This window comes from Pseudomonas sp. CCI4.2 (assembly GCF_034350045.1).
GTDB lineage: Bacteria > Pseudomonadota > Gammaproteobacteria > Pseudomonadales > Pseudomonadaceae > Aquipseudomonas.
Genome location: NZ_CP133781.1, coordinates 2,180,780 through 2,207,698, shown reverse-complemented (window position 1 = coordinate 2,207,698; position 26,919 = coordinate 2,180,780). Strand labels below are relative to the sequence as shown.

At 56.8% G+C, this 26,919-nt stretch carries 21 protein-coding genes; 10 read left to right on the top strand and 11 right to left on the bottom strand.

The features are described from left to right. Nucleotides 1-15: 15 nt before the first annotated feature. Nucleotides 16-321: a DUF6482 family protein gene (locus RHM65_RS09955; RefSeq protein ID WP_322166136.1), complete on the bottom strand. Its 306-nt coding sequence runs from the start codon at nt 319-321 to the stop codon at nt 16-18. Between the two features lie 249 nt (nt 322-570). Between RHM65_RS09955 and RHM65_RS09950 the strand changes: the two genes are divergently transcribed. Further along, nucleotides 571-2,448: a hypothetical protein gene (locus RHM65_RS09950; protein WP_322184849.1), complete on the top strand. Its 1,878-nt coding sequence runs from the start codon at nt 571-573 to the stop codon at nt 2,446-2,448. Nucleotides 2,449-2,467: 19 nt separating this feature from the next. On the opposite strand, the gene RHM65_RS09945 is transcribed toward RHM65_RS09950, so the two are convergent. Both RHM65_RS09945 and RHM65_RS09940 read right to left on the bottom strand, forming a co-directional pair. Then, nucleotides 2,468-2,797: a hypothetical protein gene (locus tag RHM65_RS09945; protein WP_322166138.1), complete on the bottom strand. Its 330-nt coding sequence runs from the start codon at nt 2,795-2,797 to the stop codon at nt 2,468-2,470. Nucleotides 2,798-2,965: 168 nt separating this feature from the next. Continuing rightward, nucleotides 2,966-5,419 (bottom strand): Lon protease family protein, encoded by a 2,454-nt coding sequence (locus RHM65_RS09940; RefSeq protein WP_322184847.1) that lies wholly within the window; start codon nt 5,417-5,419, stop codon nt 2,966-2,968. 280 nt (nt 5,420-5,699) lie between these two features. Between RHM65_RS09940 and RHM65_RS09935 the strand changes: the two genes are divergently transcribed. From RHM65_RS09935 to RHM65_RS09925, 3 genes are all read left to right on the top strand, one after another. Then, complete coding sequence (locus RHM65_RS09935) at nt 5,700-6,188, top strand: DUF3015 domain-containing protein (protein ID WP_322166140.1); 489 nt, start codon at nt 5,700-5,702, stop codon at nt 6,186-6,188. Nucleotides 6,189-6,275: 87 nt separating this feature from the next. Next, nucleotides 6,276-8,141: a DUF4105 domain-containing protein gene (locus tag RHM65_RS09930; RefSeq protein WP_322184845.1), complete on the top strand. Its 1,866-nt coding sequence runs from the start codon at nt 6,276-6,278 to the stop codon at nt 8,139-8,141. Between the two features lie 517 nt (nt 8,142-8,658). Next, nucleotides 8,659-9,156 (top strand): GreA/GreB family elongation factor, encoded by a 498-nt coding sequence (locus tag RHM65_RS09925; RefSeq protein WP_322166142.1) that lies wholly within the window; start codon nt 8,659-8,661, stop codon nt 9,154-9,156. A gap of 80 nt (nt 9,157-9,236) precedes the next feature. On the opposite strand, the gene ettA is transcribed toward RHM65_RS09925, so the two are convergent. Continuing rightward, the gene (gene ettA / locus RHM65_RS09920; RefSeq protein ID WP_322166143.1) at nt 9,237-10,901 is read right to left on the bottom strand and encodes an energy-dependent translational throttle protein EttA; all 1,665 of its coding nucleotides are present in this window, start codon (nt 10,899-10,901) and stop codon (nt 9,237-9,239) included. A gap of 385 nt (nt 10,902-11,286) precedes the next feature. Between ettA and RHM65_RS09915 the strand changes: the two genes are divergently transcribed. Both RHM65_RS09915 and glyA read left to right on the top strand, forming a co-directional pair. Continuing rightward, the gene (locus tag RHM65_RS09915; RefSeq protein WP_416195124.1) at nt 11,287-15,156 is read left to right on the top strand and encodes an EAL domain-containing protein; all 3,870 of its coding nucleotides are present in this window, start codon (nt 11,287-11,289) and stop codon (nt 15,154-15,156) included. A 211-nt stretch (nt 15,157-15,367) separates the two neighbouring features. Next, the gene (gene glyA, locus RHM65_RS09910; RefSeq protein ID WP_322184843.1) at nt 15,368-16,621 is read left to right on the top strand and encodes a serine hydroxymethyltransferase; all 1,254 of its coding nucleotides are present in this window, start codon (nt 15,368-15,370) and stop codon (nt 16,619-16,621) included. Between the two features lie 152 nt (nt 16,622-16,773). Here the strand turns inward: glyA and yjiA are convergent, their stop codons facing one another. The 3 genes from yjiA to RHM65_RS09895 all read right to left on the bottom strand — a co-directional run bounded on the left by yjiA (nt 16,774) and on the right by RHM65_RS09895 (nt 20,124). After that, entirely contained in the window at nt 16,774-17,754 is a 981-nt protein-coding gene (gene yjiA / locus RHM65_RS09905) for a GTPase (RefSeq protein ID WP_322166145.1), read from the bottom strand. Between the two features lie 74 nt (nt 17,755-17,828). Next, nucleotides 17,829-18,026 carry a YbdD/YjiX family protein gene (locus tag RHM65_RS09900; protein WP_322166146.1) on the bottom strand — a complete coding sequence of 66 codons (198 nt, stop codon included), beginning with the start codon at nt 18,024-18,026 and terminating at the stop codon, nt 17,829-17,831. Then, on the bottom strand, nt 18,019-20,124 hold the full coding sequence (locus tag RHM65_RS09895) for a carbon starvation CstA family protein (RefSeq protein ID WP_322184841.1): 2,106 nt from the start codon (nt 20,122-20,124) through the stop codon (nt 18,019-18,021). The genes RHM65_RS09900 and RHM65_RS09895 overlap by 8 nt, the downstream gene beginning before the upstream one ends. Before the next feature lie 206 nt (nt 20,125-20,330). On the opposite strand from RHM65_RS09895, the gene RHM65_RS09890 reads away from it, so the two are divergent. Continuing rightward, nucleotides 20,331-20,699, top strand: coding sequence for a PilZ domain-containing protein (locus RHM65_RS09890; RefSeq protein WP_322184839.1), 369 nt, complete (start codon nt 20,331-20,333; stop codon nt 20,697-20,699). A 108-nt stretch (nt 20,700-20,807) separates the two neighbouring features. Here the strand turns inward: RHM65_RS09890 and radA are convergent, their stop codons facing one another. Then, nucleotides 20,808-22,175: a DNA repair protein RadA gene (gene radA / locus RHM65_RS09885; RefSeq protein ID WP_322166149.1), complete on the bottom strand. Its 1,368-nt coding sequence runs from the start codon at nt 22,173-22,175 to the stop codon at nt 20,808-20,810. 194 nt (nt 22,176-22,369) lie between these two features. On the opposite strand from radA, the gene mscL reads away from it, so the two are divergent. Then, entirely contained in the window at nt 22,370-22,819 is a 450-nt protein-coding gene (mscL, locus tag RHM65_RS09880) for a large-conductance mechanosensitive channel protein MscL (protein ID WP_322166150.1), read from the top strand. A gap of 53 nt (nt 22,820-22,872) precedes the next feature. On the opposite strand, the gene RHM65_RS09875 is transcribed toward mscL, so the two are convergent. After that, nucleotides 22,873-23,649 (bottom strand): ferredoxin--NADP reductase, encoded by a 777-nt coding sequence (locus RHM65_RS09875; RefSeq protein WP_322184837.1) that lies wholly within the window; start codon nt 23,647-23,649, stop codon nt 22,873-22,875. Between the two features lie 195 nt (nt 23,650-23,844). Here RHM65_RS09875 and RHM65_RS09870 point away from each other — a divergent pair, with 195 nt between their 5' ends. Both RHM65_RS09870 and RHM65_RS09865 read left to right on the top strand, forming a co-directional pair. Further along, nucleotides 23,845-24,312, top strand: a complete 468-nt coding sequence (locus tag RHM65_RS09870) for a helix-turn-helix transcriptional regulator (RefSeq protein WP_322184835.1) — start codon at nt 23,845-23,847, stop codon at nt 24,310-24,312. Nucleotides 24,313-24,436: 124 nt separating this feature from the next. After that, nucleotides 24,437-25,561 carry a methyltransferase gene (locus RHM65_RS09865; protein ID WP_322184833.1) on the top strand — a complete coding sequence of 375 codons (1,125 nt, stop codon included), beginning with the start codon at nt 24,437-24,439 and terminating at the stop codon, nt 25,559-25,561. Nucleotides 25,562-25,729: 168 nt separating this feature from the next. Here the strand turns inward: RHM65_RS09865 and RHM65_RS09860 are convergent, their stop codons facing one another. Together RHM65_RS09860 and cydB are read right to left on the bottom strand one after the other, a co-directional pair. After that, nucleotides 25,730-25,897, bottom strand: coding sequence for a DUF2474 domain-containing protein (locus RHM65_RS09860; protein WP_322166154.1), 168 nt, complete (start codon nt 25,895-25,897; stop codon nt 25,730-25,732). Nucleotides 25,898-25,910: 13 nt separating this feature from the next. Beyond that, the gene (gene cydB / locus RHM65_RS09855) at nt 25,911-26,918 is read right to left on the bottom strand and encodes a cytochrome d ubiquinol oxidase subunit II (RefSeq protein WP_322166155.1); all 1,008 of its coding nucleotides are present in this window, start codon (nt 26,916-26,918) and stop codon (nt 25,911-25,913) included. Nucleotide 26,919: the final 1 nt, after the last annotated feature.

Below are 26,919 nucleotides of genomic sequence, written 5' to 3'. Positions count from 1 at the left end.
CCCCATCCACAGGTACTACCACGCAGAGCGGAAGGAAATCGGGACACGCAGGGTTTGCTCGTCGACATTGCGCAAGCCACACATTTCATCGTGAACCACTGAATGCACCAGATTGAACGGCACGGCCGGCATCGTATGCAGCACGTCTCGCGCATGCTCCACCGAGCGCAGGTGCATCGTTTTGCCACTCATGTCGTTGAGAGGGTGCGCCATCCCTTGCATACGGGCTTGCAGTAGATAGATCCCACCCTCCATCGAGATCAGATTCAATTCATCAACATGTCCAGCGTGTGCGTAAGCGGTCAGCTCTTGAAGATTCATAAGGTAATCCTTTCGCCGCGGTGCAAGGTCCGAGAGGTAAGTTTCGTACAGCACAGCGAAATGACAACCCTGAGGTGGGCCCGTCGGTCTATTGAGTGAGATATCAATGGGTGCAATCGCAACAGGGCCGATTGTTACAAGCCTACGTGCGCAAGACTTTGATCGGTCTGCGAAGTGAAAATATCGCCTCGTACTTCTGCGCCGTGCCTTACACTTCTGAGCTGCGACCACCTGACAGGAACACCGTGAATGGCATCCAGATTCCCGCTTACCGGCCTCGCGCTGGCGTTTTCTTTGCTATTGAGCGGCTGCTTCGACAAAACCGAGGAACAACAGCTCGCCGCGCTTAAGGTGAAAGCTGATCAGCTCGAGAAGAAGGTCGAGGCCATTCAAGACCCGCAGCTGAAGGAAGCCGTCACCACGCTAGGCGCTTCGCTGCTGATGATTCAGCGGATCGCGCTCGAAATGCAGACGAAACCGGTAGAAACGGAATACGGCGAGGACGTTATGGCGCTGCTCAAGGATTACCCTGACAGCCAAGCGGTAACCGATACCTATATAAACGGCCTGTTCATACAACGCAGAACCTCCGATTCTGACTTTTTGACCACACTGGAACCGATATTCCCGTTCTCGTTCCGCTCACCTGATGAGTTTCCGTTCCCACACAATGTGGACTGGAAGTCGGTCACGCTGGACAACCAAAAGGTTGTTCCTTTCTCCAAAGACCGCGAAGAAGAAGCTACCGAACTCCAGTTGGTACCGGCGACCGATAGCGAAACCGCGACCAATGACCTGGAATTGATCTACCCGTACAAAGATGACGCGCTGCCACCCATCCAGAAAAACAAGCCAAACCCAGTGACGCTGATCGGCGAACTGCAGGTCGTGACGCCGCGCAAAGTCAGCAGCTTTGAGCTGACAAAAAAAGATGTCGGCGCCAAACGGGCTGACGACAACATCACGGTCACGTTGGTGAGCCTGGACAAGAATTACGCAGAAGTTGAAATAGAAAACAGCGCCGACCTGCCCGACGAACTGGTCGACGAGGAACTCAACCCGTTGGTCGTCCAGGCCCAAGACAAAACCGGGCAGTTCCTCACCCGTGCGGGCGGAATCACGCAGAACCCTAGCCAAGTTACGTTCTACGAGAAGAAGCTCGACGCGTTGATGGAACAGAAACAACTGACCCCTGAGTTTCAAGCTCAGCTCAACGCAGAAATGCACACCTTCCACCGCCAGCAAAAAACCCACTACGCCAAGGTGTATTTCAACGGGATGGTGGACAAGGTCGATGTCAGCGTACTGGATTACTCGCAAACCAAGATCAGCAAGACCGAGCTGAGCGTTCCGGTACGCCAATTCGATGAGCACACCTTTGGCCTAGAGGTTCAGCCGCTGCTGTTACCGGTCGTGGTGCACGACAATCAGGCGGCGGATTTCCTCAAAACCTACGACATGAATGAGGAGCAACTCAAGAAGTCGATCGTCATCCATCAGGACGTAGAAAACCTGGAAGATGCGAAAATCGAGTTCAGCCATCCGCAGACCTTCAATGAAGAGTTAGTAGGGTCCTCGTTGAGCATCGACGACAGCCCGATCGCGTTCTACGCACAAGGCGCCGATGATAAGCCGGGAAGCAAGATCGACTTACCGCTCGACTCCTACGAGCTCGACGTGGCACAGGGCGATATCAGCTACGACTTGACCCAATTCCCCCAACTGCCAGCTTATGCAAAAGGCATGATGCCGCTGTTCTTGGCAAACATCGAAAAAAGCTTCATGGACGTCGCCGAGTTGCCCAAAGGTTTGTCGTTGAAAGGCAATGCACTGGTGATCGATCAGGCGGCATTCCCGACTGACACATGGCGTTTTTATGCAAAAGACAACTCGGGAAAGTACCTCAAGGAAATCCTCGCGGTGAGTCATCAAGCGTCGCAGTACAGCGAAAATGTGTTCGACGTGCATTACTTCTACGGTCAGCCGACCAGCCTGGAAGCCTACCAGCGCACGGACCTTAAGCGTGTCGATTACAACTTCCAGGTAAAATTGGACAAGCCGAATGCTGCCAGCCTTGAACAGCTGAATCAGAATACCCCGACCACACCTGATGACGACGACGAGTAGACCTCGACGCCGTTACGACTCAGAACGGTGATGAGCGCTGACAACGCGAGCTGTCGCCATTAATACGGCGCAGCTCGCCTTGCAGGTGCAATTGCCAAATGGGCACGTCTTCAGCCACTTGATATCCATGCAAGGCAAGGCTTTCAGCGATGGCCATCAATACGGATTCGGCGGCCAGCGGGCCATGAAACGGACCTTGGGCTTTGAGTGCGGAGGGTTGTTCGCCAGACATACCAGCGGCGAACAGCAAGGTCCACATGCCGTTATCCCCGGAGAGCGGGCGAATCACACATTCGATACGGGTCGTTAAGCCCAGGCATTGGCGGGTCAGGCAGAGGCTGCGCGACATGGCGAGCTCCTTGTTGGCTACAGTATTCACGCCTCAAAACCAGGGAGGCGCGCGTCAATCCTTTTGACAACTGTGTGTCTCTCCAGAATAGAAGAAAAGTCGAATTCTAAAAGCCTGGAAAACAACGGGGCGCCGAATGGTCATTTCTGCCCATCGGCGCCCTGCCGTTTATTTCTTCTTCTTGGCCAAGGCTTTCAGCTCTGGCTGCAACTGCGCCGGTTCTTTTTCCAACTCTTCCTTGAAGTCTTCATCACTGAGCATTTCGGCGATATCGCGCAAGCGCTCGACCACTCGAGCATTGACGCTGCCTTCAGGAAACTGGCCTTTTTCGTTCGGTGCTCCGGCGGGTTCGCCTACCAACAAGCTCAATGCTTCGTCAGCTTGGCGCACGGCGTAAATGTGGAATTGTCCGTTCCGCACAGCCTGAAGCACCCGCTCATCAAGCATCAGGGTGGTGACGTTGGCTTGAGGAATGATGGCGCCGTGGTCGCCTGTCAGGCCCCTGGCTTCGCAGAGCCGGAAGAACCCCTCGATTTTCTCGTTGACCCCACCCACGGCCTGCACTTCGCCGAATTGATTGATTGAGCCAGTGATCGCGAAACACTGCTTGAGCGGCGTTTTCGACAACGCGGAGATCAAGGTGCACGCTTCGCCGAGCGACGCGCTGTCCCCGTCCACATACCCGTAGGACTGTTCCAGCGCGATGCTCGCGGAGATCGCCAGCGGGAATTCTTGCGCGTAACGGCTGCCCAGGTAACCGGTGAGGATCATCACGCCCTTGGAGTGAATCGGCTGACCAAGATTCACCTCGCGCTCAATGTCGACAATGCCACTGCCACCGGGATAGACCGTGGCTGAAATCCGCGCGGGTACGCCAAAGGCCGAGTCGCCAACTTCCAACACGGTTAACCCATTGCACTTGCCCACGGCAGCACCATCGGTATCAATGAGGATGATCCCGGCAAGCATGTCGTCGAGAATCCGCGCCGACACCCGACCGGTGCGGGTCGCTTTGGCCTTGAGCGCCCGCTCGATATGCCCGGCGTCGGTTTTGTCATCATTGGCCAGTTGGCGAATGAAATCCGCTTCACTGACCAACTGGAACAAGTCACCGATACGCGCCGACAAGCGCCCTTGGTGCTCGGCCAGTCGTGCACTGTAAGTCGCCAAACGCGCGACCGCATCAGCGGTCAACGGCGCCATGCCTTCTTCCGAGGTTCGGGTTTTCAGCAACTGGGCGAACTGCTCCAGGCTTTCGTCGACCATCGGGATGTCTTCATCGAAATCCACCAGTACCCGGAACATTTCCTGGAAGTCTGGATCCAGGTCCTGCAGCGTGTAATACAGCGAACGCGCACCGATGATAATGACCTTGACCTGCAGCGGGATAACCTGCGGAGTCAATGTCACGGTCGCCAGACGACCCAGCTCGCCCAGCGGCGATTCCATTTTCAGCTTGCGTGATTGCAGGGCGCGTTTCAGGGCGTCCCACACAAACGGTTCACTGAGCATTTTTTCCGCTTCAAGCACCAGAAAACCGCCGTTGGCTCGGTGCAAGGCGCCGGGACGCAGTTGACGGTAGGTGGTGTAGAGCGCGCCTTGATCGGTGCTGTATTCGATGCGGCCAAACAAGTTGTCGTACGTCGGGTGTGGCTCAAAGACAATTGGCGCGCCGGCGTTGGTCGGATGACCCACCACCAGGCTCGGGCAGTATTGCTCTTCGAGCAATTTACGCGCCTCGGCGTCGGTTTTGCTGTCGTCGACCAATTGCTCGACCACTGTCCTCAACAGGTACACCTGCACGGCCTGCAAGTACGCGCAGACCCCGGCATTTTCGGCGTATTTCTGCGACAACGGCGCCAACAATGGCTGTAAGGCCAAGGTGATGGTTTCTTCGTTCAGGTGGCGCATCAGGTTGCTGGATTCACGCTTCCATTGCGGCAAGCTGGCCAACTCTTCGTTGAGACGCTCTTCGAGGCTGGAAATATCATCGTGAAAGCGGTCGCGGTCAACTTCCGGTAGCTGTGAAAATTCTGCCTCGTCCAACGCCTTGCCATCGCTCATCGGCGTGAAAGCGATGTTGGTGCTGTCACGGTAAAGGGCAATGTCCTTTTCCAGCGCCAAACGCTCGATTACGTCCAGCGCTTTGTCGTAACGCTGGTTGAACGCTCGGTCGATGGCGCTTTTTTTCTGCTGATAAGAAGGGTGTTCGAACACTGCCGGAAAGGTTGCCAGCAGGTTATCAATCAAGCCATTGATGTCAGCGATAAAGGCCCCGGCGCTGCCAGACGGCAATTCCAGCGCACGCGGCTCGCGGGGCTCGTCGAAGTTATTGACGTACACCCAATCCGGAGGGGTTTGCATGCGCTTGCCCTCAGCCTTGAGGTAGCGCTTAACAAACGAGAACCGACCGGTGCCAGGTTCGCCCATGACAAATACGTTGTAACCGGGGCGCGGCATGGCCACGCCAAACTGCAGGGCTTCGACTGCTCGCTCCTGGCCGAGCACACCGCGAAAGGGTTCCAGATCATTGGTCGTCGTGAAGCTGAACTGTTCGGCGGAAAAAGGACGTGTCAGCGCTTCGGGCGCAAGACGCAGGCTAGCAGCAACAGTATCGGGCATCGGTCATCCTTACATCAGGCGGGGCAGATGGGGGCATTCTGGCGCTCGCCGCACCCGGCTGGCAAGGCGCGCCGAAACTGAATATTTTTCGCCGGGTCGCGACCCCGTCCGCGTGAGACAAAAGCTACTTTTCAGATAACAATTTGCAATAAATCACGGAACCCTTGGATCGTGCCTAAACTCCAAATTGCGCAGCTGGTCATAATAAAACTGGCTAGCCCTGGTGCCCTTATATGCCAGGAACCCGACCCTTGGTATGAACATAAAAGAGAATAAAGCTATGAAACGGATTCTTCTCGGTACTCTTTTCACCGTGGTATCTCTCAACGCAATGGCTCAGGCACCCGGTGGCCCGGACTGTGGCTGGGGCAACATGCTGTTTGAGGGCCAGCGCGGTACGCCGGCGCACTTCCTTGCGTCGACCACTAACGGGTCGTCGGGTAATGCCACTTTCGGCATGACCTCTGGCACTAACGGGTGCGCAACTAACGCCGCCCTGACTTACGGCGGCAAGTCCTGGATTGCCATGAATGGCATGATGGACGAACTCTCTAAAGACATGGCCGTCGGCCAGGGCGAGGCATTGACCACCTACGCGGTGGTGCTGGGCGTTGCACCGCAAGACCGTGCGCATTTCGCCGCAGTCACCCATGAGCACTTCCAGCAGATTTTCAGCAAGGCTGACACCACCGCCGATGATGTTCACACCAACACCTTGGCAGTGTTGAAAAACGATCCTGTTCTGGCCAAATATGCGACTCAGGCTTAAGGTTCGTTCACCTGCCCCTCGGTTAAAGGGGCAGGCCTTCGATACAACGCAACACCCGTGATCCTTAATCCTGACTAGTTGCCGTCTATGCCCAAACGCATTGTTTTTGTGGCGCTCTTTGTCTGCGCCCCGCTGTATGCCGCGCCCCCTATCGACAATGATCGCTTGCAGCAACTAGCAAACACACCCCTTTGGATTTCCCTGGGTCATTACGTCACTGCAAAACTGGGCGGGTGGCGCAGCTACGTTGACGATCCCACGTTCTTTCTTGCGGCCAATGGTGCCCATGACCCTGCGGCGGAATTGCGCGCGACCCTCGATGCGATCTACAAGCCCGCGAGCAATGACCCAGCGAGACAAAACGCCCATGCGCAATGCGTTTACCCGGCACGCACGCACTTTCTTCGTGATCAATTACACCTGACCGACTTGCCTGCCGTGGACTGCACGGATTTCAAACAGTGGTACAGCAGCGTAGCCCCGGACAGCACCGTGTTGATTTTCCCGGCGGCGTATTTGAACAGTCCCTCGTCGATGTTCGGCCATACCCTGCTGCGAATCGATCAGGCCGATGTACAGAAAGACCACACGGCCCTGCTGAGTTACGCCATCAACTTCGGCGCCTACATCGAAGGGATGGACAACAGCATTCTTTACGCTTGGAAAGGCTTGATGGGCGGTTATCCCGGCCTGTTCGCGCTGGTGCCGTATCAGGAAAAGCTCTCTGAATACCGCAGTCTGGAAAACCGTGATTTATGGGAGTACCGGCTCAACCTGACGCCTGAAGAAACCGGGCGAATGGTGGAGCACGTTTGGGAACTCAAGCAGATTCGCTTCGGTTATTTTTTCTTCGACGAAAACTGTTCCTACCGTTTGCTGGAATTGCTCCAGGTCGCACGCCCGGGCCTTGAGCTGACCAAACTGTTCCCGCTGACGGCGATCCCCACTGACACCGTGCGCGCGGTGAAACAGGCCGCACTGGTCGAGAAGATCGACTACCGCCCATCCCGTGAGCGTGAGTTGCTCAACCGGGCAGCACCGTTAAATGACGAGGAGCAGCAATGGGTGCTGAACGTCAGCGCCGACCAGAAACAGCTACAGAACCGCGATTATCGGCTTCTACCGAAAGAGCGCCGGGCGTTGATTCAAGACGCCGCCTACCGCCTCGAACGTTACCGCGCCAATGGACAGGAACGCGACTCCGAGCGCTCGCAACGCAGTTTCGACCTGCTGCGTGCAATCAGCCAGAACCCACCACCACCGCTGGACATTGCCCGCCCAGGACTGCCAGAAGACGGCCATGAATCCCGCACCTGGCAACTGGGAGCGGGGAGCCGTGGCGACAAAGCCTACGCCGAATATGGCCTGCGCATGGCGTATCACGACCTCAACGACAACGCGTATGGTTTTCCACTGGGGGCACAGATCGAGATTCTGCAACTCAAGCTGCGCCAGTACGAAGGTAACCATTGGCAAGTGCAACAGCTCGACGTCGCCACCATCCGCTCCCTGACGCCGCGCACCGAACTGCTCAAGCCTTGGTCCTGGCAAGTCACGGGCGGTCTCGAACGGGTACTGGGCAAGCATGATTCAGAAAGACTGGTTAGCCATGTCAATGGCGGCGCGGGCGGCACCTGGCAATTAGGCGACGAGCTGCTCGGTTTTGCGCTGGGGACGGTAAGGGTTGAACACAACACCGACTTTTCAGCCCTCGTGTCCCCGGCAGCCGGCTTTGACAGCGGCCTGCTCTGGCGCAATCCGCTGGGTAACCTGAGCCTTGAAGCCAAAAGTGATTACTTCACCAATGGCGAAGTGCGCCGCAACCTGAGCCTGAATCAGCAATGGGAGCTGTCACGCAACCTCGGCCTACGCCTGTCCGCTCAACGGGAATTCAGCCAATTGACGTCACCGGTAAACGAAGTGATGTTGGAAGTGAAGTGGTATCACTATTGAGCGGTGCTCGAGCTGAATGCATCGCACGCGGAGCCGAAAGTCTGTAGGAGAGTCTGCCACGTCTTCGACGCCGCGCTGTCGCGCAGCAAACTGTGTGGCACTTTGTGTGGTTTGAGGTTGCAGGGTGTCAGGACTGAAGCCTTCCCGAATAAATTCGGTCCCACAGATGTTGGCGATGCACAGATTCTGTAGCTGCCGAAGGCTGCGATAGGTCCGAAGGACCTTCGCCAACACGTTGGCTCTTACAGATAGTCGCCCGCCTATAGATCGCCGGTGAATTGAATATCAAATTACGCAAAGAGGCCCCGTGAAACCATGCGGCCGAACGCAGCCGTGCGCGGCCAAGGATGGCCGCTCACGGCGACGCCCGGAGCAACGCCGGAGTGAGGGAAGACCGAGCCTAAAAGTAGTTTTATAAGAGTGAACTTGTTCGCGAGGCGGCTTATCTGATTTACCACACCCAGCCGCCTCGCCAACAAGTTAGCTCTAACAGTTCAAGTACACGGGAGAAATCGCCATGAGCCGCGCTTTCGTCAATGAAGATAACGCTGCCGCCCAAGCCGACCAGCCGGTGGAGCGGCGAGTCAGTGAACAACCCAACTACGTGACCGCTGCCGGCCTTGAGCAACTACACGCGCGAGTTGCGCAGTTGCAGGCGCAATACACTGAGCAATCCTCCCGGGGAGATCAGGCTGACAAACAACGCCAGGCCGATATCGAACGTGACCTGCGTTACTTCAATCAACGCCTGCAAAGCGCTCAGGTCGTCGCTGCGGCGAACTCGACTGACAAGGTGCAAATCGGCAGTTGGGTAACGTTCGCGGATGAAGACAACACCGAACAGCGCGTGCAACTGGTCGGCGAAGACCAAGCGCAAGCAGGCAGTGGGTTGATCAATTGGGGGTCGCCATTGGGCCGCGCATTAGTCGGCGCAGCGGTAGGCGACGAGGTCCTGTGGAAGCGCCCGGCGGGGGATCAATTGATTGAGGTTTTGCGGATTGAGAAGGATGCTTGAAGGCCAAAAGCTCACCAACCGTTGGCTCCTACAGCGTGTGCGATCCCTGTAGGAGCCAGCGGTTGGTGAAATGGCCTAAATCACGCCAACTTCTTGTGACGCACCCGGTGCGGCTGGGAAGCTGAATCGCCGAGGCGCTTTTTGCGGTCGGCTTCGTACTCGGTGTAGTTACCTTCAAAGAAGATCGCTTGCGAGTCATCTTCGTAGGCGAGGATATGAGTCGCAACGCGGTCCAGGAACCACCGATCGTGAGAGATCACAATGGCAGCGCCTGGGAAGTCGAGCAGTGCTTCTTCAAGTGAACGCAAGGTTTCCACGTCAAGGTCGTTGGACGGTTCGTCGAGCAGCAAGACATTGGCGCCCTCTTTAAGGGTCAACGCCAAGTGCAGACGACCGCGCTCACCACCGGACAAGTCTTTAACGAACTTCTGCTGATCGCCGCCCTTGAAGTTGAAACGGCCCACGTAGGTACGCGACGGAATTTCATAGTTGCCGATGCGGATCTGATCGGAACCGTCGGAGACCATTTCCCACACGGTTTTCTTGCCGTCCAGATCATCTCGACTCTGATCGACGCATGCCAATTGCACGGTATCGCCGACTTCGATGGTGCCCGAGTCTGGCGTTTCCTTGCCCATCAACATCCGGAACAGCGTTGATTTACCCGCGCCATTGCCGCCGATTACGCCAACGATGGCGCCTTTGGGCATGGCAAACGACAAGTTGTCGATCAACACGCGATCGCCATAGCCTTTGCTGACGTTTTTGAATTCGATGACCTTGTCGCCCAGACGGGGGCCGGCAGGGATATAGATTTCGTTGGTCTCGCTGCGCTTCTGGAATTCCTGCGATTGCATTTCTTCGAAGCGCTGCAGACGAGCCTTGGATTTCGACTGACGCGCTTTGGCGCCTTTACGGACCCATTCCAGCTCGTCTTTCATGGCCTTTTCATGGGCCGACTGCTGCTTGGATTCCTGGGCCAAACGGTCCGACTTAGCTTCAAGCCAACCCGAATAGTTACCCTCGTAAGGAATACCTGCACCGCGGTCGAGTTCTAGAATCCAGCCGGCCACGTTGTCGAGGAAGTACCGGTCGTGCGTGATCGCAACCACAGTGCCCGGGAAATCGTGCAGAAAATGCTCCAACCACGCCACGGAGTCGGCGTCCAAGTGGTTGGTCGGTTCGTCGAGCAGTAACATGTCGGGCGCCGACAGCAGCAAACGGCACAGCGCGACACGGCGTTTCTCACCGCCGGACAGAAACTCGATTTTCGCGTCCCAAGCCGGTAGACGCAGTGCATCGCCGGCGACCTCCAGCTGGCGCTCAAGGTTGTGCCCATCGCTGGCCTGCAAAATAGCTTCGAGCTTGGCCTGTTCTGCCGCCAATTTATCGAAGTCGGCATCAGGGTCGGCGTATTCGGCGTAGACCTCATCCAGACGTGCCTGCGCGTTTTTGATCACGCTAACAGCCTCTTCCACCACTTCACGCACTGTTTTGGTGGGGTCCAGCTGAGGTTCTTGAGGCAGATAACCAATGTTGAGCTCTGGCATCGGACGCGCTTCACCGTCGAACTCGGTGTCGACGCCGGCCATGATTTTCAACAGTGTGGACTTACCCGAACCGTTTAGGCCCAGCACGCCGATTTTGGCGCCTGGGAAAAATGACAGGGAGATGTTTTTTAGAATTTCCCGCTTCGGCGGCACAACTTTGCTCAGCCGATGCATGGTAAAGACGTATTGAGCCATGGAAAGAAAACCCGATGTGTGACGATGAATAGAGTGCGAGCTTAGCGCGAGCCTCGACAAAAGCGATTGAAGTTTATTTATCTACGGCCGTTGCCGCCAGACACAATGCAGCCCTAAACAAAACAGTATCCCCCCAAGCGGCCGATTGCCGACCTGATTACTACTGGATCTGGATCAATATTTGCTTGCAGTGGAATCGCTATTGTGGGAATTGGGCTAGACACACGTCAGGCAAAGTTACGCGAATGCGTACGACAGGGCAAACCACTGAGCCTAATGAGACTGGCACTTAGCCACACTTCAGAGCATGCTATGCGCCCTTTGGGCGTCCAGCTTATAGTGCATTTCGCATTCGCTGCTTCAGTCCAGTCGTCAGGATTAACGTTTGTCCACACCAATAACTACTTCTTCGATACGCCCTCCTCTCGGCGAGCCCACGGCAGCTTTGCGTGGCTCATTGAAAGGTGCACTGGCAGCGTTGGTGCTGCTGATGCTCGTGTTGCTTTTATGGCAGCTGCTTGATCAATTCCAGCAAACCCAAGACCGACAGCGACAGCGTAGCCTCGACTACAGCACGTTGCTGGCCGATCGTTTGAGCCTGAACATGGCGCTCACCGCGCAGGTCATGCTGAACCTTCTGGACGACCAAAAACAACAAACTTCGTCTGTTAAACAACAGGCGCAATTGCTGGACAACCTGCGCTCGACCTTACCTTCTTTGCGTAGCGCAGCGTGGTTGAACGCCACCGGGGAAGTACTGAAGGACAGCCGGGGCATTGCGCCATCAGATGACGCTGCATTGCTTGCACAACTGACCCAGCGTATTAAAGACCGACCTTATTATTTTTCGAACGCCACCGATGGCGCTCAGATTTATCTCCTGGTCCGTCAGCCGGGCGACGTGACAAAAGGCTATTGGGCGTTGCGCCTGTCGCCGGATATTTTAGCCACGTTGACCCAGCAAGCCGCCCAAGACTTTCAGCCCAAGTGGCAATTGGAAACGGCGTCTACCCGGCACGTTATCTACCGTGACGAAGCCAGTGCGGCCGCGGCGGCCAGCGCCAGCCCTGACGCCACCAGCCAAAGCGACATTCAGACCGTTTTGCTGTCGCCGCTGACCAACGGTGATTGGGCATTACGTGGTCTATTCGATGCCAGTAGCGTACGCCAAGCCTTGATTCCCCCCTTACTGATCAAATGCCTGATCGGATTATTGTGCTCGCTGATACCGTTATTGGCACTGACCAGCTTGCGTCGCCGGCAACGCCAGCTTTACGAAAGTCAGCGCCGTTATCACGACATATTCGACGGCACCGACGTCGCGCTTTGCGTGCTGAATTTGTCAGGCCTTTCGCTCCAGATTGAACAGTTGCAATTGAAAAGCGCTGCCGATCTGGACCTTTTGTTGACCACCGATCCCCAGAGCTGCCATGAGCTGCTGCAGCAACTGCGGATCACTGAAGTCAACGAAGTGGCTTTGGACCTGCTGCATGTCGAGTCCAGCTCACAGGCATGGGTCCAACTGTTCAAAGATGAAACCGACAGCCTGCCGGGAATTGGCCTGCAACTGATTCGCGCAGTGCTGAGCAAACAGAGCCGGCTGGAATTGGAGATCCGCGTTGCCAACCCCCAAGGCGACGATCAACACCTGTGGCTGACCATGCGCCTACCAGCGGAACCGGCAGACTACCTGTCGGTGATCCTTAGCATCAGCGATATCACCAGCCGCAAACGCGTCGAGTTGTCGTTGATCGAACGCGAACGGTTTTGGTCCGACGTCGTGCACACGGTTCCGGATCACTTGTACGTGCAGGACCGGCCCAGTCAACGGATGATCTACAGCAACCATCATCTCGGAAAGACGCTGGGGTACAGCAAAACCGAGCTGCAGCAGATGGGCGAGTATTTCTGGGAAATCCTGTTGCACCCGGACGATGCCGCGTATTACCACAACATGCGCACTCAGCAGCGGCAAAACGGCAACGTCGAGCTGTTGCATTGCCAACTGCGCTTTCGCGACACCACCAACCAATGGCGCCGCTTCGACGTACGTGAACAAGCGCTCGCGTGGGACAAGGACAATAACGTTACGCGGATCATTGGCCTGGCCAAGGACATCACCGAGCAGCTCGAAGCCAGTGAATCCTTGCGCGACAGTGAGCAGCGCTACCGGATGCTCGCCGAAAGCATCAGTGACGTGATTTTCTCCACCGATAGCAACTTGAAACCCAACTACGTCAGTCCATCGGTGCAGACGGTCTTGGGCTACAGCGCCGAATGGATTCTCGATAACGGCTGGCAGTCGATCATTGCCAACCCCCAACAACTGGTCGGTATGTACACGCTGCTCGACCGGCTGGCCAAATCCCTTGGCAAACTCGATGAACTCGCGGTCCTGCGCGCGGAGCTGCCAACACAGCTGTTCCTGTTTGATTGCTTGCGCGGCGATGGACGCAAGGTGCCGATTGAGCTGCGCTTGATCTTGGTGTGGGATGAGCACGGCCTGTTCGAAGGCATTCTCGGTGTAGGCCGGGATATCAGCCAGCAACGCCGCGCGGAAAAAGACCTGCGCATGGCCGCCACGGTGTTCGAACACTCTACATCGGCCATCCTGATCACCGACCCCGCCGGTTATATCGTTCAGGCCAACGACGCTTTCAGTCGGGTCAGCGGTTATGCCGTAGCGCAGGTGCTCGATCAACTGCCCACCATGCTGACCGTCGATGATCAGCAAGAAGCGCACCTGCGCTACATTCTCAAACAACTGCATCAACGCGGCAGTTGGGAAGGCGAAGTCTGGCTCAAGCGCCGCAGTGGCGAGCATTACCCGGCGTGGGTCGGCATCACCGCCGTGTTCGACGACGAAGGCGATCTTGCCAGCTACGTGTGCTTCTTCAGTGACATCAGTGAGCGCAAGGCCAGTGAACAACGCATCCATCGTCTGGCGTATTACGACGCCCTGACTCATTTGCCCAACCGCACGCTATTTCAGGACCGTCTGCACACCGCCCTGCAACAGGCCGAGCGCCAGCAAGCGTGGGTTGTATTGATGTTCCTCGACCTTGACCGTTTCAAACCGATAAACGACTCATTGGGTCATGCGGCCGGCGATCGCATGCTCAAAGAGATGGCGACACGCCTGCTGGGTTGCGTCGCGGACGACGACACAGTGGCGCGCATGGGCGGAGATGAGTTCACGTTGCTGCTGCAACCGGGCGCGACTCGGCAGATCGCGCTGAATCGTGCGATCCATGTCGCCGAACAGATTCTCGCCAGCTTGGTCAGGCCGTTTGTGCTGGAAGGCCGCGAGTTTTTCGTCACTGCCAGTATCGGCATTGCTCTTAGCCCGCAGGACGGCAATGAGCTGAGTCAGTTGATGAAAAACGCTGACACCGCCATGTACCACGCCAAAGAACGGGGCAAGAACAACTTCCAGTTCTATCAGGCGGACATGAACGCCAGCGCCCTTGAGCGTTTGGAACTGGAAAGCGACCTGCGGCATGCCCTCGAACAGCAAGAATTCACGCTTTATTACCAGCCGCAGTTCAGTGGCGACGGTAAGCGTCTGACCGGGGCTGAAGCCCTGCTGCGCTGGCGTCATCCGCGTCGCGGCCTGGTGCCGCCCGTTGAGTTCATACCGGTGCTTGAAGAGCTGGGGCTGGTGGTCGAGGTCGGCGATTGGGTGCTGACCGAAGCCTGCCGTCAGCTCAAGGAATGGCATCAAGCTAACGTTCGCGTACCCAAGGTATCGGTCAACATTTCAGCCCGGCAATTCGGCGACGGCCAGTTAGGCACCCGCATCGCCGCCATCCTCAGCGAAAGCGGCCTGCCACCTGCTTGCCTGGAACTGGAGCTGACGGAAAGCATTCTGATGCGTGAAGTCAACGAGGCCATGCTTATTCTTGATGGCCTGAAACAACTGGGCCTGAGCATCGCGATTGATGACTTCGGCACTGGTTATTCATCGCTGAACTACCTTAAGCAGTTCCCCATCGACGTGCTGAAAATCGACCGTTCCTTCGTTGACGGTTTGCCATCGGGCGAACAGGACGCGCAAATCGCCCGAGCGATCATCGCCATGGCCCACAGCCTGAACCTGGCGGTCATTGCCGAGGGTGTGGAAACTCATGAGCAACTTGAGTTCTTGCGCGAGCACGGCTGTGACGAAGTTCAGGGTTACCTGTTCGGCCGCCCAATGCCCCCCGCCCGCTTTGAAGCGCAATTCAGCAACGACGCGTTGTTTATGCTGGATTGAAGGCAGCCCTGTAGAGCCAACGTGTAGTGGCGAGATGCCTGGCGCAGTGTGTGAGCGAGGTCGCTTCGCCAACAAGTTGGCTCCAGAGAGTTAGGTCTTGTCCTGCGTGAACGCCGCTTGTCCTGCACATGATTCCCTTTCATATGCCAGATAAAACCCTATGGGTTAGAATGCGGCCTCTTTTCTACTGCCCCGATCCATGAGGACCGCCATGTTCAGCCGTGATTTGACTCTCGCCAAGTACGACTCCGATCTCTTCGCCGCAATGGAGCAAGAAGCTCAGCGCCAAGAAGAGCACATCGAGCTGATCGCCTCGGAAAACTACACCAGCCCTGCGGTGATGGAAGCCCAAGGCTCGGTACTGACCAACAAGTACGCCGAAGGCTATCCAGGCAAGCGCTACTATGGCGGCTGTGAGTTCGTCGATGTGGTTGAGCAACTGGCTATCGACCGCGCCAAAGAGCTGTTCGGCGCCGATTACGCCAACGTTCAACCCCACGCCGGTTCGCAGGCAAACAGCGCGGTTTACCTGGCATTGCTGCAAGCCGGCGACACCATTCTGGGCATGAGCCTGGCCCACGGCGGTCACTTGACCCACGGCGCTAGCGTCAGTTCGTCGGGCAAGCTGTACAACGCCGTGCAGTACGGCATCGACGGCAATGGCCTGATTGATTACGACGAAGTCGAGCGCCTGGCCGTTGAACACCAGCCAAAAATGATCGTAGCGGGCTTCTCTGCTTACTCGCAGATTCTGGATTTCCCACGCTTCCGCGAAATCGCCGACAAAGTAGGCGCGTACCTGTTCGTCGACATGGCTCACGTAGCCGGTCTGGTGGCAGCGGGCGTTTATCCGAACCCGGTTCCTTACGCTGACGTAGTGACCACCACTACCCACAAGACCCTGCGCGGTCCACGTGGCGGCCTGATTCTGGCCAAAGCCAACGCCGACATCGAGAAGAAGTTGAACTCGGCCGTTTTCCCTGGCGCCCAAGGCGGCCCACTGGAACACGTGATCGCGGCCAAAGCAGTCTGCTTCAAAGAAGCGCTGCAGCCTGAGTTCAAGACCTACCAGGAACAAGTGGTGAAGAACGCCAAGGCCATGGCCGGCGTATTCATTGAACGCGGCTTCGACGTAGTGTCCGGTGGTACTGAAAACCACTTGTTTTTGCTGTCGCTGATCAAGCAAGACATCTCCGGCAAAGACGCCGACGCTGCACTGGGTCGCGCATTCATTACCGTTAACAAGAACTCGGTGCCGAACGACCCACGCTCCCCGTTCGTCACCTCCGGCCTGCGCTTCGGCACGCCAGCGGTGACCACTCGTGGCTTCAAGCAAGCAGAGTGCATCGAACTGGCTGGCTGGATCTGCGACATCCTGGCAGACCTGAATAATGAAGCCGTGATCGACGCCGTACGTGAAAAAGTAAAAGCCATCTGTGCGAAGCTACCGGTCTACGGCGCTTAACACACCCGTTACTGGCTGCATAAAAAAGCCCGGCTCTTATGCCGGGCTTTTTTATGTCTGGGTGATACCTAACCTGTGGGTCAACGTGCTGGCGAGGCGTCGTGCCTGATACACCGCAGCGAAACCCTTCGCCAACACGTTGGCTCCTACAATTAACCTGCGATCACCCGCTCAAACCCTTCCCGTATCTTCGCTTCCGGCAAGTCATCAGCAATAAACACGATGACGCTTTCGCGCTTTTCGTCTTGCGCCCATTCAGTGTCCCAATCAAAGCCGTACAACTTCAGCACGCCTTGGAACACCATGCGACGGGGTTCGTTGGCGATGCTGAGTACGCCCTTGTAGCGCAACAGTTGGTTGCCGTGTTCTTCCAGCAATTCGTTCATGAATTCGCTGAGTTTTTCGATATCCAATGGGACATCGCTGCGCAAGACCAGGCTGGTGATGCGATCTATTGAGTTGCCCGCTGGCATCACCGGGCGCAGGTTCATGCCGCCGCCAAGGTCGGCGTTGAGGTTGAAGCCGCGCACGTCCAGCAACTCGGCCAGATCAATGTTGCCGTGCTCGACGATACGAATCGGCGCGCGGCGGTTGATTCGCGTCAGGCGCAGACTCAACGCTTCGAACGCCGCATCGTCCACCAGATCTCGCTTGCTCACCAACAACCGATCCGCAAAACCGATCTGTGCCTGGGCGATAGTTTGGGTCAAGTGCTGCTCGGCGTGGGCGGCGTCCACCAAGGTGATGATGCCGTCAAGGATGTAACGCTCGCGCAGCTCTTCGTCGATGAAGAAGGTTTGCGCCACAGGCGCCGGATCGGCGAGCCCGGTGCATTCGATGACCAAGCGATCGAAGGCAATTTCACCGCTGTCGAGACGTTCAAGCAGCAGGAACAACGCTTTGGTCAGGTCCGTGTGGATGGTGCAGCACACGCAGCCGTTGGACAGGGTCATGACTTGCACGGGCTCGGTACCGAGCAATTGGGTGTCGATCCCTGCATCGCTGAATTCATTTTCGATAACTGCGATTTTCAGGCCGTGTTCAGCCTTGAGCAGATGACGCAGTAATGTCGTCTTGCCCGCTCCGAGAAAACCACTCAGAACGGTAACCGGAATAGGGGTGGTAACGGTCATCGGTACTCCTACACATAAAAACGCGCCACGACTGGCGTGGCGCGTTGGATCAAACCCTGCAGCGAATCAAGGCCTCAACAGCACTTGGGTCCGCCCTTTCCGCCATAACGCGCTTCCTGACGCTCCCGAAAGAACGCCTCGTAGGACATCATCGGTTTGTCGGGGTGCGTCAGTTGCATGTGCGCGACGTAGTTATCGTAGTCGGGCATGCCTACCATCAAGCGTGCGGCTTGACCGAGGTATTTCCCCAGTCGACTCAGGTCATTAAACATGGGTTGCACCTCCTATGAATCCCGCTTTGCCAGTGTTCAATGGCATGGCCTGGAAAGGCGCTTCCTTATCGGTGCGCTCTTTGCTGCCCCATGCCGCTACACCGACCTTGATCGCGTAGAACAGGATGGCGAATACCACGAACAGGAACAGCGCTGTCAACGTGGCGTTGGTGTAGGCGTTGAAAATCACGTGCTGCATCTGGTCGACGCTAGTGGCCGGGGCCAGTACCTGACCCGCGTCCAGCGCCGTTTTGTATTTGCTCGCCAAGGCGAGGAAACCCAGTGCTGGGCTTGGATCGAACAGCTTGATGTAGCCGGCTGTGGTGGTGCAAATCAGCAACCAAACCGCTGGTAACAAGGGCACCCAAATGTAGCGCTGACGCTTCATTTTGATCAGGACCACGGTGGCGAGCATCAGCGCGATGCCGGCGAGCATCTGGTTCGAGATGCCGAACAACGGCCACAAGGTGTTGATCCCACCCAATGGATCGATCACGCCCTGGTACAGCAAATAACCCCACATCGCGACACAACCGGCGGTGGCGATCAGGTTGGCGGGCCAAGAGTCAGTGCGCTTGAGCGACGGCACCATGGTGCCGAGTAAATCCTGGAGCATAAAGCGACCGGCACGGGTGCCGGCATCGACCGCCGTCAAAATGAACAACGCTTCGAACAGGATCGCGAAGTGATACCAGAACGCCATGGTGTCTTTGCCGGGCAATGCCTTATGCAGAATTTGCGCAATGCCAACGGCTAACGTGGGTGCGCCACCCGCTCGGGCCAGCACCGTGGTTTCACCGATGTCTTTCGCCACAGCCATCAACGCGTCCGGGGTAATCGCAAAACCCCAACTGCTGACGGTTTGTGCCACGGTTACCACGTCACCGCCGACAATCGCTGCCGGGCTGTTCATGGCGAAGTACACGCCCGGATCAATCACTGAAGCTGCAACCATGGCCATGATGGCCACGAACGATTCCATGAGCATGGCGCCGTAGCCGATGTAACGGGAGTTGGCTTCGCTGTCCAGCAGCTTGGGCGTGGTGCCCGAAGAAATCAACGCGTGGAAACCGGACACGGCGCCACAAGCGATGGTGATAAACAGAAATGGGAACAAGCCACCCTTCCACACCGGACCGGTGCCGTCGGTAAACTGAGTCAACGCCGGCATTTTCAGCTCGGGCGAAATGATCAGAATGCCAATCGCCAACGCGAGAATGGTGCCGATTTTCAAGAACGTAGACAGGTAATCCCGCGGTGCCAGCAGCAGCCAAACCGGCAATACCGCTGCAACGAAGCCGTAGCCGACCAACATCCAGGTGATCTGAACCCCAGTGAAGCTAAATGCTTTGGCCCAAATCGGATCAGCAGCGACTTGCCCGCCCATCCAGATGGAAGCCAACAGCAAGATCACGCCAACCAATGAGATCTCACCGATTCGGCCCGGTCGGATGTAGCGCATGTAAATGCCCATGAACATCGCAATCGGGATCGTCGCGAGTACCGTGAACATGCCCCACGGACTGCCCGCCAATGCTTTGACGACGATCAACGCCAGCACCGCAAGGATGATGATCATGATCAGGAAGCAACCGAACAGCGCGATGGAGCCAGGGATGGCGCCCATTTCTTCGCGCACCATCTCGCCCAAGGAGCGACCGTTACGGCGCGTGGACAGGAACAGGATCATGAAATCCTGCACCGCACCGGCCAAGACCACGCCAGCAATCAGCCACAGCGTACCGGGCAAGTAACCCATTTGCGCAGCGAGCACCGGGCCGACCAGTGGGCCGGCGCCAGCGATGGCGGCAAAGTGGTGACCAAAGAGGATGTGTTTGTTGGTCGGCACGTAGTCCAGACCATCGTTATTGAGTACAGCGGGGGTGGCGCGATTGGGATCCAGCTGCATCACTTTAGTGGCGATGAACAGGCTGTAATAACGATAAGCGACCAGATAAATCGCGATAGACGCGACCACTATCCACAACGCACTGATGGGTTCGCCACGGCGTAAGGCCACGACTCCCAGAGCACAAGCACCGATGACCGAGAGGATTAGCCAGGGCACATGACGCAGCAGGCTATTATTGTTTTTCATTTTTTTTATTTTCCAGCTGAGTGGACTAGAAGAACAGCCCACGGAGTTTAGCCCCACCAGCGCGAAAGGCCATCCCCCACAATCGTCTTGAGCGGTATATCGCCGACGAAACGCGAACTAAACGCCTCAACGAGTCGCCGGGAGAAAATGTTCACACGTACTGCGCAGCGTATGAAGCTATAGTCAGCGCATCAGAGGACAACATCATGACCGACTCCCACGCGGACCGCCGACGCTTCAAACGCTTCGCTTTCGATGCAAAAACCGAACTCAGTCAAGGCCAGAATCGCTGGCTTGTGCAGCTCACCGACCTGTCCCTCAAAGGCTTACTGATCCAGTGTCCGACGCCTTGGCTCGGCGACCCGGAGCGGCCCTTCGGCGTCACGATTCACTTGAGCGAAGACGTCGATGTCCACATGGATGTTGAGTTAAGCCATGAAGCGAACAAACAGCTGGGGTTTGTCTGTCTGCACATCGGTCTGGATTCGATCAGCCATTTGCGCCGGCTGATCGAGTTGAATCTGGGCGACATGGCAGAGTTGGAGCGCGAAATGCGCGCGTTAGTGGAAGAGTGATGTTCGGCATCACTCTATCCTGGCCCCTCAATCGGCCCCGTATTTCGGCGAATAAGATTCGCAGCGCACACCTGATTTACGAACAGACGTGAGCCAACGTCTTTTCAATCACTCGAACAAGGCGTCCAACGCCTGCTCAAGTCGGGTGACTGCAATCACTTGCAGCCCTGCCGGCGCTTCTTTGGGTGCATTGCCTTTGGGCACGATAGCCCGCTTGAAGCCATGCTTGGCCGCTTCTTTCAAACGCTCTTGACCGCTCGGCACCGGGCGGACTTCGCCTGACAGGCCGATTTCTCCGAACACCAGCAGGTCGTGGGGCAGCGGCCGGTTACGCAGGCTGGAGATAACAGCCGCCATCAGCGCCAGATCCGACGCCGTTTCCAATACTTTCACGCCGCCGACCACGTTCAGAAACACATCCTGATCATGGGTAGGAATACCGCCGTGGCGATGCAAGACTGCGAGCAACATGGCCAGACGATTCTGGTCCAGGCCGAGAGTGACCCGACGTGGATTGGCCAAATGGCTGTCATCCACCAACGCCTGAACCTCCACCAGCATCGGCCGAGTGCCTTCCCACGTCGCCATCACCACGCTGCCGGGCACTTCTTCTTCGGCACGCGTCAGGAAAATTGCCGAGGGGTTGGAGACTTCTTTCAAGCCTTTGTCGGTCATGCCAAACACGCCCAACTCATTGACCGCACCAAACCGATTCTTTACCGCGCGCAGCAGGCGCAGACGACCGTCTGACTCGCCTTCGAAATACAACACGGTGTCGACCATGTGTTCCAGAACACGCGGCCCGGCCAGTGCGCCTTCTTTGGTGACGTGACCCACGAGGAAAATCGCGGTACCGCTTTGTTTGGCGTAGCGCACCAGCAACGCCGCGCTTTCACGCACTTGTGACACGCCGCCCGGCGCGGACTGCAATTGTTCGGTGTAAATGGTCTGGATCGAGTCGATGACCATGACCTTGGGCTGTTCGATGCGCGCCGTGGCGATAATGGTTTCAATACAGGTTTCGGTCATGACCCGAAGTTTGTCTTGCGCCAGCCCCAAACGACGAGCGCGCATGGCAACTTGCTGCTGCGATTCTTCGCCGGTGACGTACAGCGCGGGCATTTGCTCAGCCAGCGCGCAAAGGGTTTGCAACAGAATGGTGGATTTACCGATGCCCGGATCGCCGCCGATCAGCACCACCGAGCCGTCCACCAAACCGCCGCCGAGTACCCGGTCGAGTTCGGTGGAGTTAGTGGTAAATCGCGGCATCTCCTCGACGCTGACTTCGGCCAAGGTTCTGATCTGTGCTTTTTGCCCGGTCCAGCCGGTACGTCCGCTGGGTGGCGTGGCGGCACCATTTTCAAGCATCGTTTCGACCAAGGTGTTCCAGGCGCCGCATTCGCCGCACTGGCCAGCCCATTTCGGAAAAGTCGCCCCGCACTCCGTGCAGCCATACATGCGCTTAGCCTTGGCCATAACCACCCCAGTCGTAAAAAGGGAACAATCATAACGCAGGTTTGTACCGCTGCGGATCGCCGACCAGCCGGCGCAGCGATACCGCTCGGATAAAACTTACCGGCGAAAACCCTGTCGACTGCTAGGTCGCAAAAGCACGATACGCAGACCTGTCTTACACTTTCGAATCACTCATCTGTAAAAGGAACAAACTCATGAGCGTCCTTAGCGAGTTCAAGGCCTTCGCCGTCAAAGGCAATGTGGTCGACATGGCTGTCGGGATCATTATTGGCGCAGCCTTTGGCAAAATCGTTTCGTCGTTCGTCGGCGATGTGGTCATGCCGCCCCTTGGGCTGTTGATTGGCGGGGTGGACTTCAGCGATTTGGCCGTGACCCTGCGCCCTGCCGAGGGTGCGCTGCCCGCCGTGATGCTTTCGTACGGTAAGTTCATCCAGTCGATCATCGACTTCTTGATCGTGGCGTTTGCAATTTTTATGGGCGTCAAGGCCATCAACCGCCTCAAGCGCCAAGAGGCGGTCGCACCTACGCTGCCACCGGCGCCCACGTCGGAAGAAGTGCTACTGGGTGAAATTCGTGATTTGTTGAAAGTGCAGAATGAGCGGCCACTGGAAAGCATCCTTGCCGATCCGACCCGCCTGGGTTGATAGATACCTCACGGTTACCGCGCTCGAACGGGCGCTACCGTGATGCACCGGATTTACCAGTAGGTCTCGACCGCCACTTGCCCCGGTCGGCGGCTCAGGCTGAGTTGCATATCCCGCTGCTTAAGCAGGGTTCGGGTGTCTTCGATCATCTGCGGGTTACCGCACAACATGACGCGCGAGTGCTCCGGGGTCAGCGCTATGCCAGCGGCTTTCTCCAGCTCACCGTTTTCGATCAATTGCGTGATACGCCCATTTAGTGCCCCGGGATGCTGCTCACGGGTCACCGTCGGCAGAAACAGCAATTTCCCTGCATAGTCGGCCAAATAGTCCCGCTCATTCAGCCCGGCGATCAAGGACTGGTAAGCCAATTCACCACTTTCGCGCACGCTGTACACCAGAATGATGCGCTCGAATTTCTCCCACACCTCAAAATCTTGAAGAATCGAAAGGAATGGCGCGACCCCGGTGCCGGTGGATAACAGCCACAGATCCCGTCCATCGGCGAACCGGTCAAGGGTCAGGTACCCAAACGCCTGGCGGTCAATCAGCAGCGTGTCGCCTTCGCGCAACCGGCTGAGCTCGCTGGTGAACTCCCCGTCCGGTACGACGATAGAAAAGAACTCCAGGAACTCATCGTGGGGCGACGACACCATCGAATACGCCCGCCACACAACGCTGCCGTCGGCTTTGGCGACCCCCAGGCGGGCGAATTGGCCCGCACTGAATCGAAAGCCGGGATCGCGCGTAGTGCGCAATGTGAACAGGCTAGGCGTCAATGGCGTGACGTTGAGCAGCGTCTGACGGGTAAATTTTTCTGCGCTGGCAGTCATGTGCGCTTCTGGCTCCTGTGGCGGGACGTTGTGCATCAGTGTCCCGCAAAGTCCGGTCGATAAACACCGTCGGTTTGTAGTGGCTTTTAAATCAAAAGCGTTCAGACGCCATAGGTAAATCATCTAACTATCCCCTCTTTTCCCGACAGGTTTTTTCTACACTTGAAATGCCTACAACGAGTACGGACATTCAAAATGCAAACCTGGAATGCAGAAGAGGTACAGGGTTTGATCTCCGCTGTTGATGAAACAGTCCGTGAATATGCCCCTTCCTACATACAACCCGAAGGCTGGACACAGTCTATTCAGGCGCTTAACGGTATTGAACGAATGCTGGTTCAAGCCCGCACCCACGACGTTACGTCCTCGGCGAAACAGGTCGACAAGGCCGAGCAGATCGTGTGGCTGAGCGACTTGCTCCACACCATCACGCACAAACGATATGTACCCCAGACCACGGACCTCAATCACCTGTCGCTGTCGCTCAGGGAAACGGACGTCCTCAGATGGTCCGCTGCCGGCAAGACTGCAGTCGAAATCAGCGCGATTCTCAATTTGAAAGAACGCACCGTGCGTTTTCATATCAGCAATGCGATTAAAAAGCTGGGCGCAGCCAACAAAACCGGCGCCGTGGCGCAAGCGTTCATGTGCGGCGTTCTTTAAGCGTTTTAGAGCGAGGAGTAAAACCAGAGGCCATTGAGCGAAAAACACGTAAAATCGGCAACTTCTGCGAGCGCCATAAACAGTGGCGTTCGTGCAATAACGCCGAACCAGAGTTTTTTTTCCCATGCCCCTGCTTAACAGCCGCTTTGCTCAGCTCGACCTCATCCGCCAGCCTGACCAGCCGAATGAGCCTTTGCAGGCGTTCGATGCTGCGGATGAATACCTGCTCAGTTATGTTGCGGAACAAGGGCTGACATTGGGCAGCCGAGTGTTGGTGCTCAACGACAGTTTTGGCGCGTTGGCCGCCAGTTTGGCCACCCATGCAGCGGTGGTCAGCAGCAGCGATTCATTTTTAGCGCTGCAAGGTTTGGAAAAAAATCTGGTACGCAATGGCCAGCCCTTCAACGCCGTGCCCATGATTCCGGCAAACGAGTCATTTACCGGGTCGTTTGACTGGGTGCTGATCCGCGTACCGAAAACGCTGGCCTTGCTCGAAGAACAGCTGATTCGCTTGCAAGGCCACTTGGCGCCAGGTGCCCAAGTGGTGGCCGCCGCCATGGTGAAGCATTTACCCCGTGCTGCGGGTGAGTTGCTGGAGGAATACGTCGGGACGGTAAGTGCCTCACTGGCAGTGAAAAAAGCGCGCTTATTATTTGCCACGCCCGCACTCAAGAGCGTGCAGCCGTCGCCCTACCCTACCCGCTACACCCTCGATGAGCCTGCCATCGAATTGCTCAACCACGCCAACGTGTTTTGCCGCGAAGGGCTGGACATTGGCACACGGGCATTTCTGCCTTATCTGCCGACCGACCTCGGCTGCGCACGTGTCGCGGATGTAGGCTGCGGCAATGGGGTGTTGGCGATTGCCAGCGCACTGAGCAATCCGCAGGCGCATTACACATTGGTGGATGAATCGTTCATGGCGGTGCAGTCTGCGCAAGAAAATTGGCAGGCCGTATTGGGGGAGCGGGAGGTCATCGTGCGAGCGGCGGATGGACTGGCGGGCCAAGAGACTGACTCATTGGACGTGGTGCTGTGCAACCCACCGTTCCACCAACAACAAGTTGTTGGCGACTTCTTGGCATGGCGCATGTTCCAGCAGGCCCGTGACGCGCTGGTGGTTGGCGGCGCGCTGTACATCGTCGGCAATCGGCATCTGGGCTATCACAGCAAACTGGCGAAATTATTTCGCGGTGTGGAGCAAATTGCGATTACGCCAAAGTTCATGGTGCTTAAAGCGCGGAAGTGAATCGCGCGGTTTGTGTGAAGCACTGCTGCGCCCTTCCGAACGAATTCGGCCTCACAGACAATCGTAAAACCCTGTGGGACCGCATTAATTCGGGAAGCTTTTCTGCCACACCGCAGCATCGAGCGCTTCGCCAACAAGACGGTATCTACAGGGTCGTGGGGTTACCACCTAATGACTGGTCAACCCCGCTGCGTTCATGAACAAGCGCATGCCGTAGGCGACAATGCCCAGCGCTGTTACGCTGCCGACGTAAATCACAATCAACCACCCGACCCGCTGCCACATCGGCTTTTTCAGGGCCGGGTCTGGTTCGTGAACAGACCCTTTGCTAGCCATCAGCGCATCCCCCCTAGTGATAACCGTCTTCGTGAGTCACCTTGCCGCGGAACACGTAGTAGCTCCAGAACGTGTAACCCAGAATGAACGGGATGATGAACAGCGTGCCCACCAACATAAAGCCTTGGCTTTGCGGCGGCGCGGCGGCGTCCCAAATGGTGATCGACGGCGGCACGATATGCGGCCACAGGCTAATCCCCAAACCGCTATAGCCGAGAAAGATCAACACCAGCGTCAACAGAAAAGGCGTGTAGTGAGCGTTCCGAGCCACCGCTTTAAACAAACCGTACATCGTGACCAGCACCAACACTGGCACTGGCAAGAACCAGAACAGGTTCGGCAGGCTGAACCAACGGTGGGCGATTTCGGCATGGGCCAGAGGTGTCCAGATACTGACAACGCCCGTCACGGCCAACACCACCAACGCCAACGGTCGCGCCAAATCATGCATCTGCTTTTGCAGCTTGCCTTCAGTCTTCATGATCAACCACGTGCAGCCCAGCAGCGCATACGCAACGATCAGCGCCACCCCGCAAAACAGCGTAAACGGCGTCAGCCAATCCAATGAGCCACCGGAAAACTGTCGATTGACCACCGGAATACCGTCAATAAAGGCCCCCAGCGCGACGCCCTGAAAGAACGTAGCCGTCAGCGAGCCACCGATAAACGCCATGTCCCACAAATGACGTTTCTCAGCCTTGGCCTTGAAGCGAAACTCGAAGGCCACGCCGCGAAAGATCAAACCAATCAGCATCAGAATCAGCGGCAAGTACAGCGCCGACAATACGACCGCATAGGCCAGCGGGAACGCGCCAAACAGCGCCGCGCCGCCCAATACCAGCCAGGTTTCATTACCGTCCCACACCGGCGCGACCGTGTTCATCATCACGTCACGCTCAGAATCGTCCTTGATGAACGGGAAAAGAATCCCGATGCCCAAGTCGAAGCCATCCATAACCACGTACATCATGATGCCGAAGATGATGATTACGGCCCAAATCAGCGGAAGATCAATACCCATG

What these genes read in the sequence shown, in the direction of transcription:
- RHM65_RS09955 (WP_322166136.1), bottom strand. Translation starts at nt 321, where the DNA reads ATGAATCTTCAAGAGCTGACCGCTTACGCACACGCTGGACATGTTGAT.
- RHM65_RS09950 (WP_322184849.1), top strand. Translation starts at nt 571, where the DNA reads ATGGCATCCAGATTCCCGCTTACCGGCCTCGCGCTGGCGTTTTCTTTG.
- RHM65_RS09945 (WP_322166138.1), bottom strand. Translation starts at nt 2,797, where the DNA reads ATGTCGCGCAGCCTCTGCCTGACCCGCCAATGCCTGGGCTTAACGACC.
- RHM65_RS09940 (WP_322184847.1), bottom strand. Translation starts at nt 5,419, where the DNA reads ATGCCCGATACTGTTGCTGCTAGCCTGCGTCTTGCGCCCGAAGCGCTG.
- RHM65_RS09935 (WP_322166140.1), top strand. Translation starts at nt 5,700, where the DNA reads ATGAAACGGATTCTTCTCGGTACTCTTTTCACCGTGGTATCTCTCAAC.
- RHM65_RS09930 (WP_322184845.1), top strand. Translation starts at nt 6,276, where the DNA reads ATGCCCAAACGCATTGTTTTTGTGGCGCTCTTTGTCTGCGCCCCGCTG.
- RHM65_RS09925 (WP_322166142.1), top strand. Translation starts at nt 8,659, where the DNA reads ATGAGCCGCGCTTTCGTCAATGAAGATAACGCTGCCGCCCAAGCCGAC.
- ettA (WP_322166143.1), bottom strand. Translation starts at nt 10,901, where the DNA reads ATGGCTCAATACGTCTTTACCATGCATCGGCTGAGCAAAGTTGTGCCG.
- glyA (WP_322184843.1), top strand. Translation starts at nt 15,368, where the DNA reads ATGTTCAGCCGTGATTTGACTCTCGCCAAGTACGACTCCGATCTCTTC.
- yjiA (WP_322166145.1), bottom strand. Translation starts at nt 17,754, where the DNA reads ATGACCGTTACCACCCCTATTCCGGTTACCGTTCTGAGTGGTTTTCTC.
- RHM65_RS09900 (WP_322166146.1), bottom strand. Translation starts at nt 18,026, where the DNA reads ATGTTTAATGACCTGAGTCGACTGGGGAAATACCTCGGTCAAGCCGCA.
- RHM65_RS09895 (WP_322184841.1), bottom strand. Translation starts at nt 20,124, where the DNA reads ATGAAAAACAATAATAGCCTGCTGCGTCATGTGCCCTGGCTAATCCTC.
- RHM65_RS09890 (WP_322184839.1), top strand. Translation starts at nt 20,331, where the DNA reads ATGACCGACTCCCACGCGGACCGCCGACGCTTCAAACGCTTCGCTTTC.
- radA (WP_322166149.1), bottom strand. Translation starts at nt 22,175, where the DNA reads ATGGCCAAGGCTAAGCGCATGTATGGCTGCACGGAGTGCGGGGCGACT.
- mscL (WP_322166150.1), top strand. Translation starts at nt 22,370, where the DNA reads ATGAGCGTCCTTAGCGAGTTCAAGGCCTTCGCCGTCAAAGGCAATGTG.
- RHM65_RS09875 (WP_322184837.1), bottom strand. Translation starts at nt 23,649, where the DNA reads ATGACTGCCAGCGCAGAAAAATTTACCCGTCAGACGCTGCTCAACGTC.
- RHM65_RS09870 (WP_322184835.1), top strand. Translation starts at nt 23,845, where the DNA reads ATGCAAACCTGGAATGCAGAAGAGGTACAGGGTTTGATCTCCGCTGTT.
- RHM65_RS09865 (WP_322184833.1), top strand. Translation starts at nt 24,437, where the DNA reads ATGCCCCTGCTTAACAGCCGCTTTGCTCAGCTCGACCTCATCCGCCAG.
- RHM65_RS09860 (WP_322166154.1), bottom strand. Translation starts at nt 25,897, where the DNA reads ATGGCTAGCAAAGGGTCTGTTCACGAACCAGACCCGGCCCTGAAAAAG.
- cydB (WP_322166155.1), bottom strand. Translation starts at nt 26,918, where the DNA reads ATGGGTATTGATCTTCCGCTGATTTGGGCCGTAATCATCATCTTCGGC.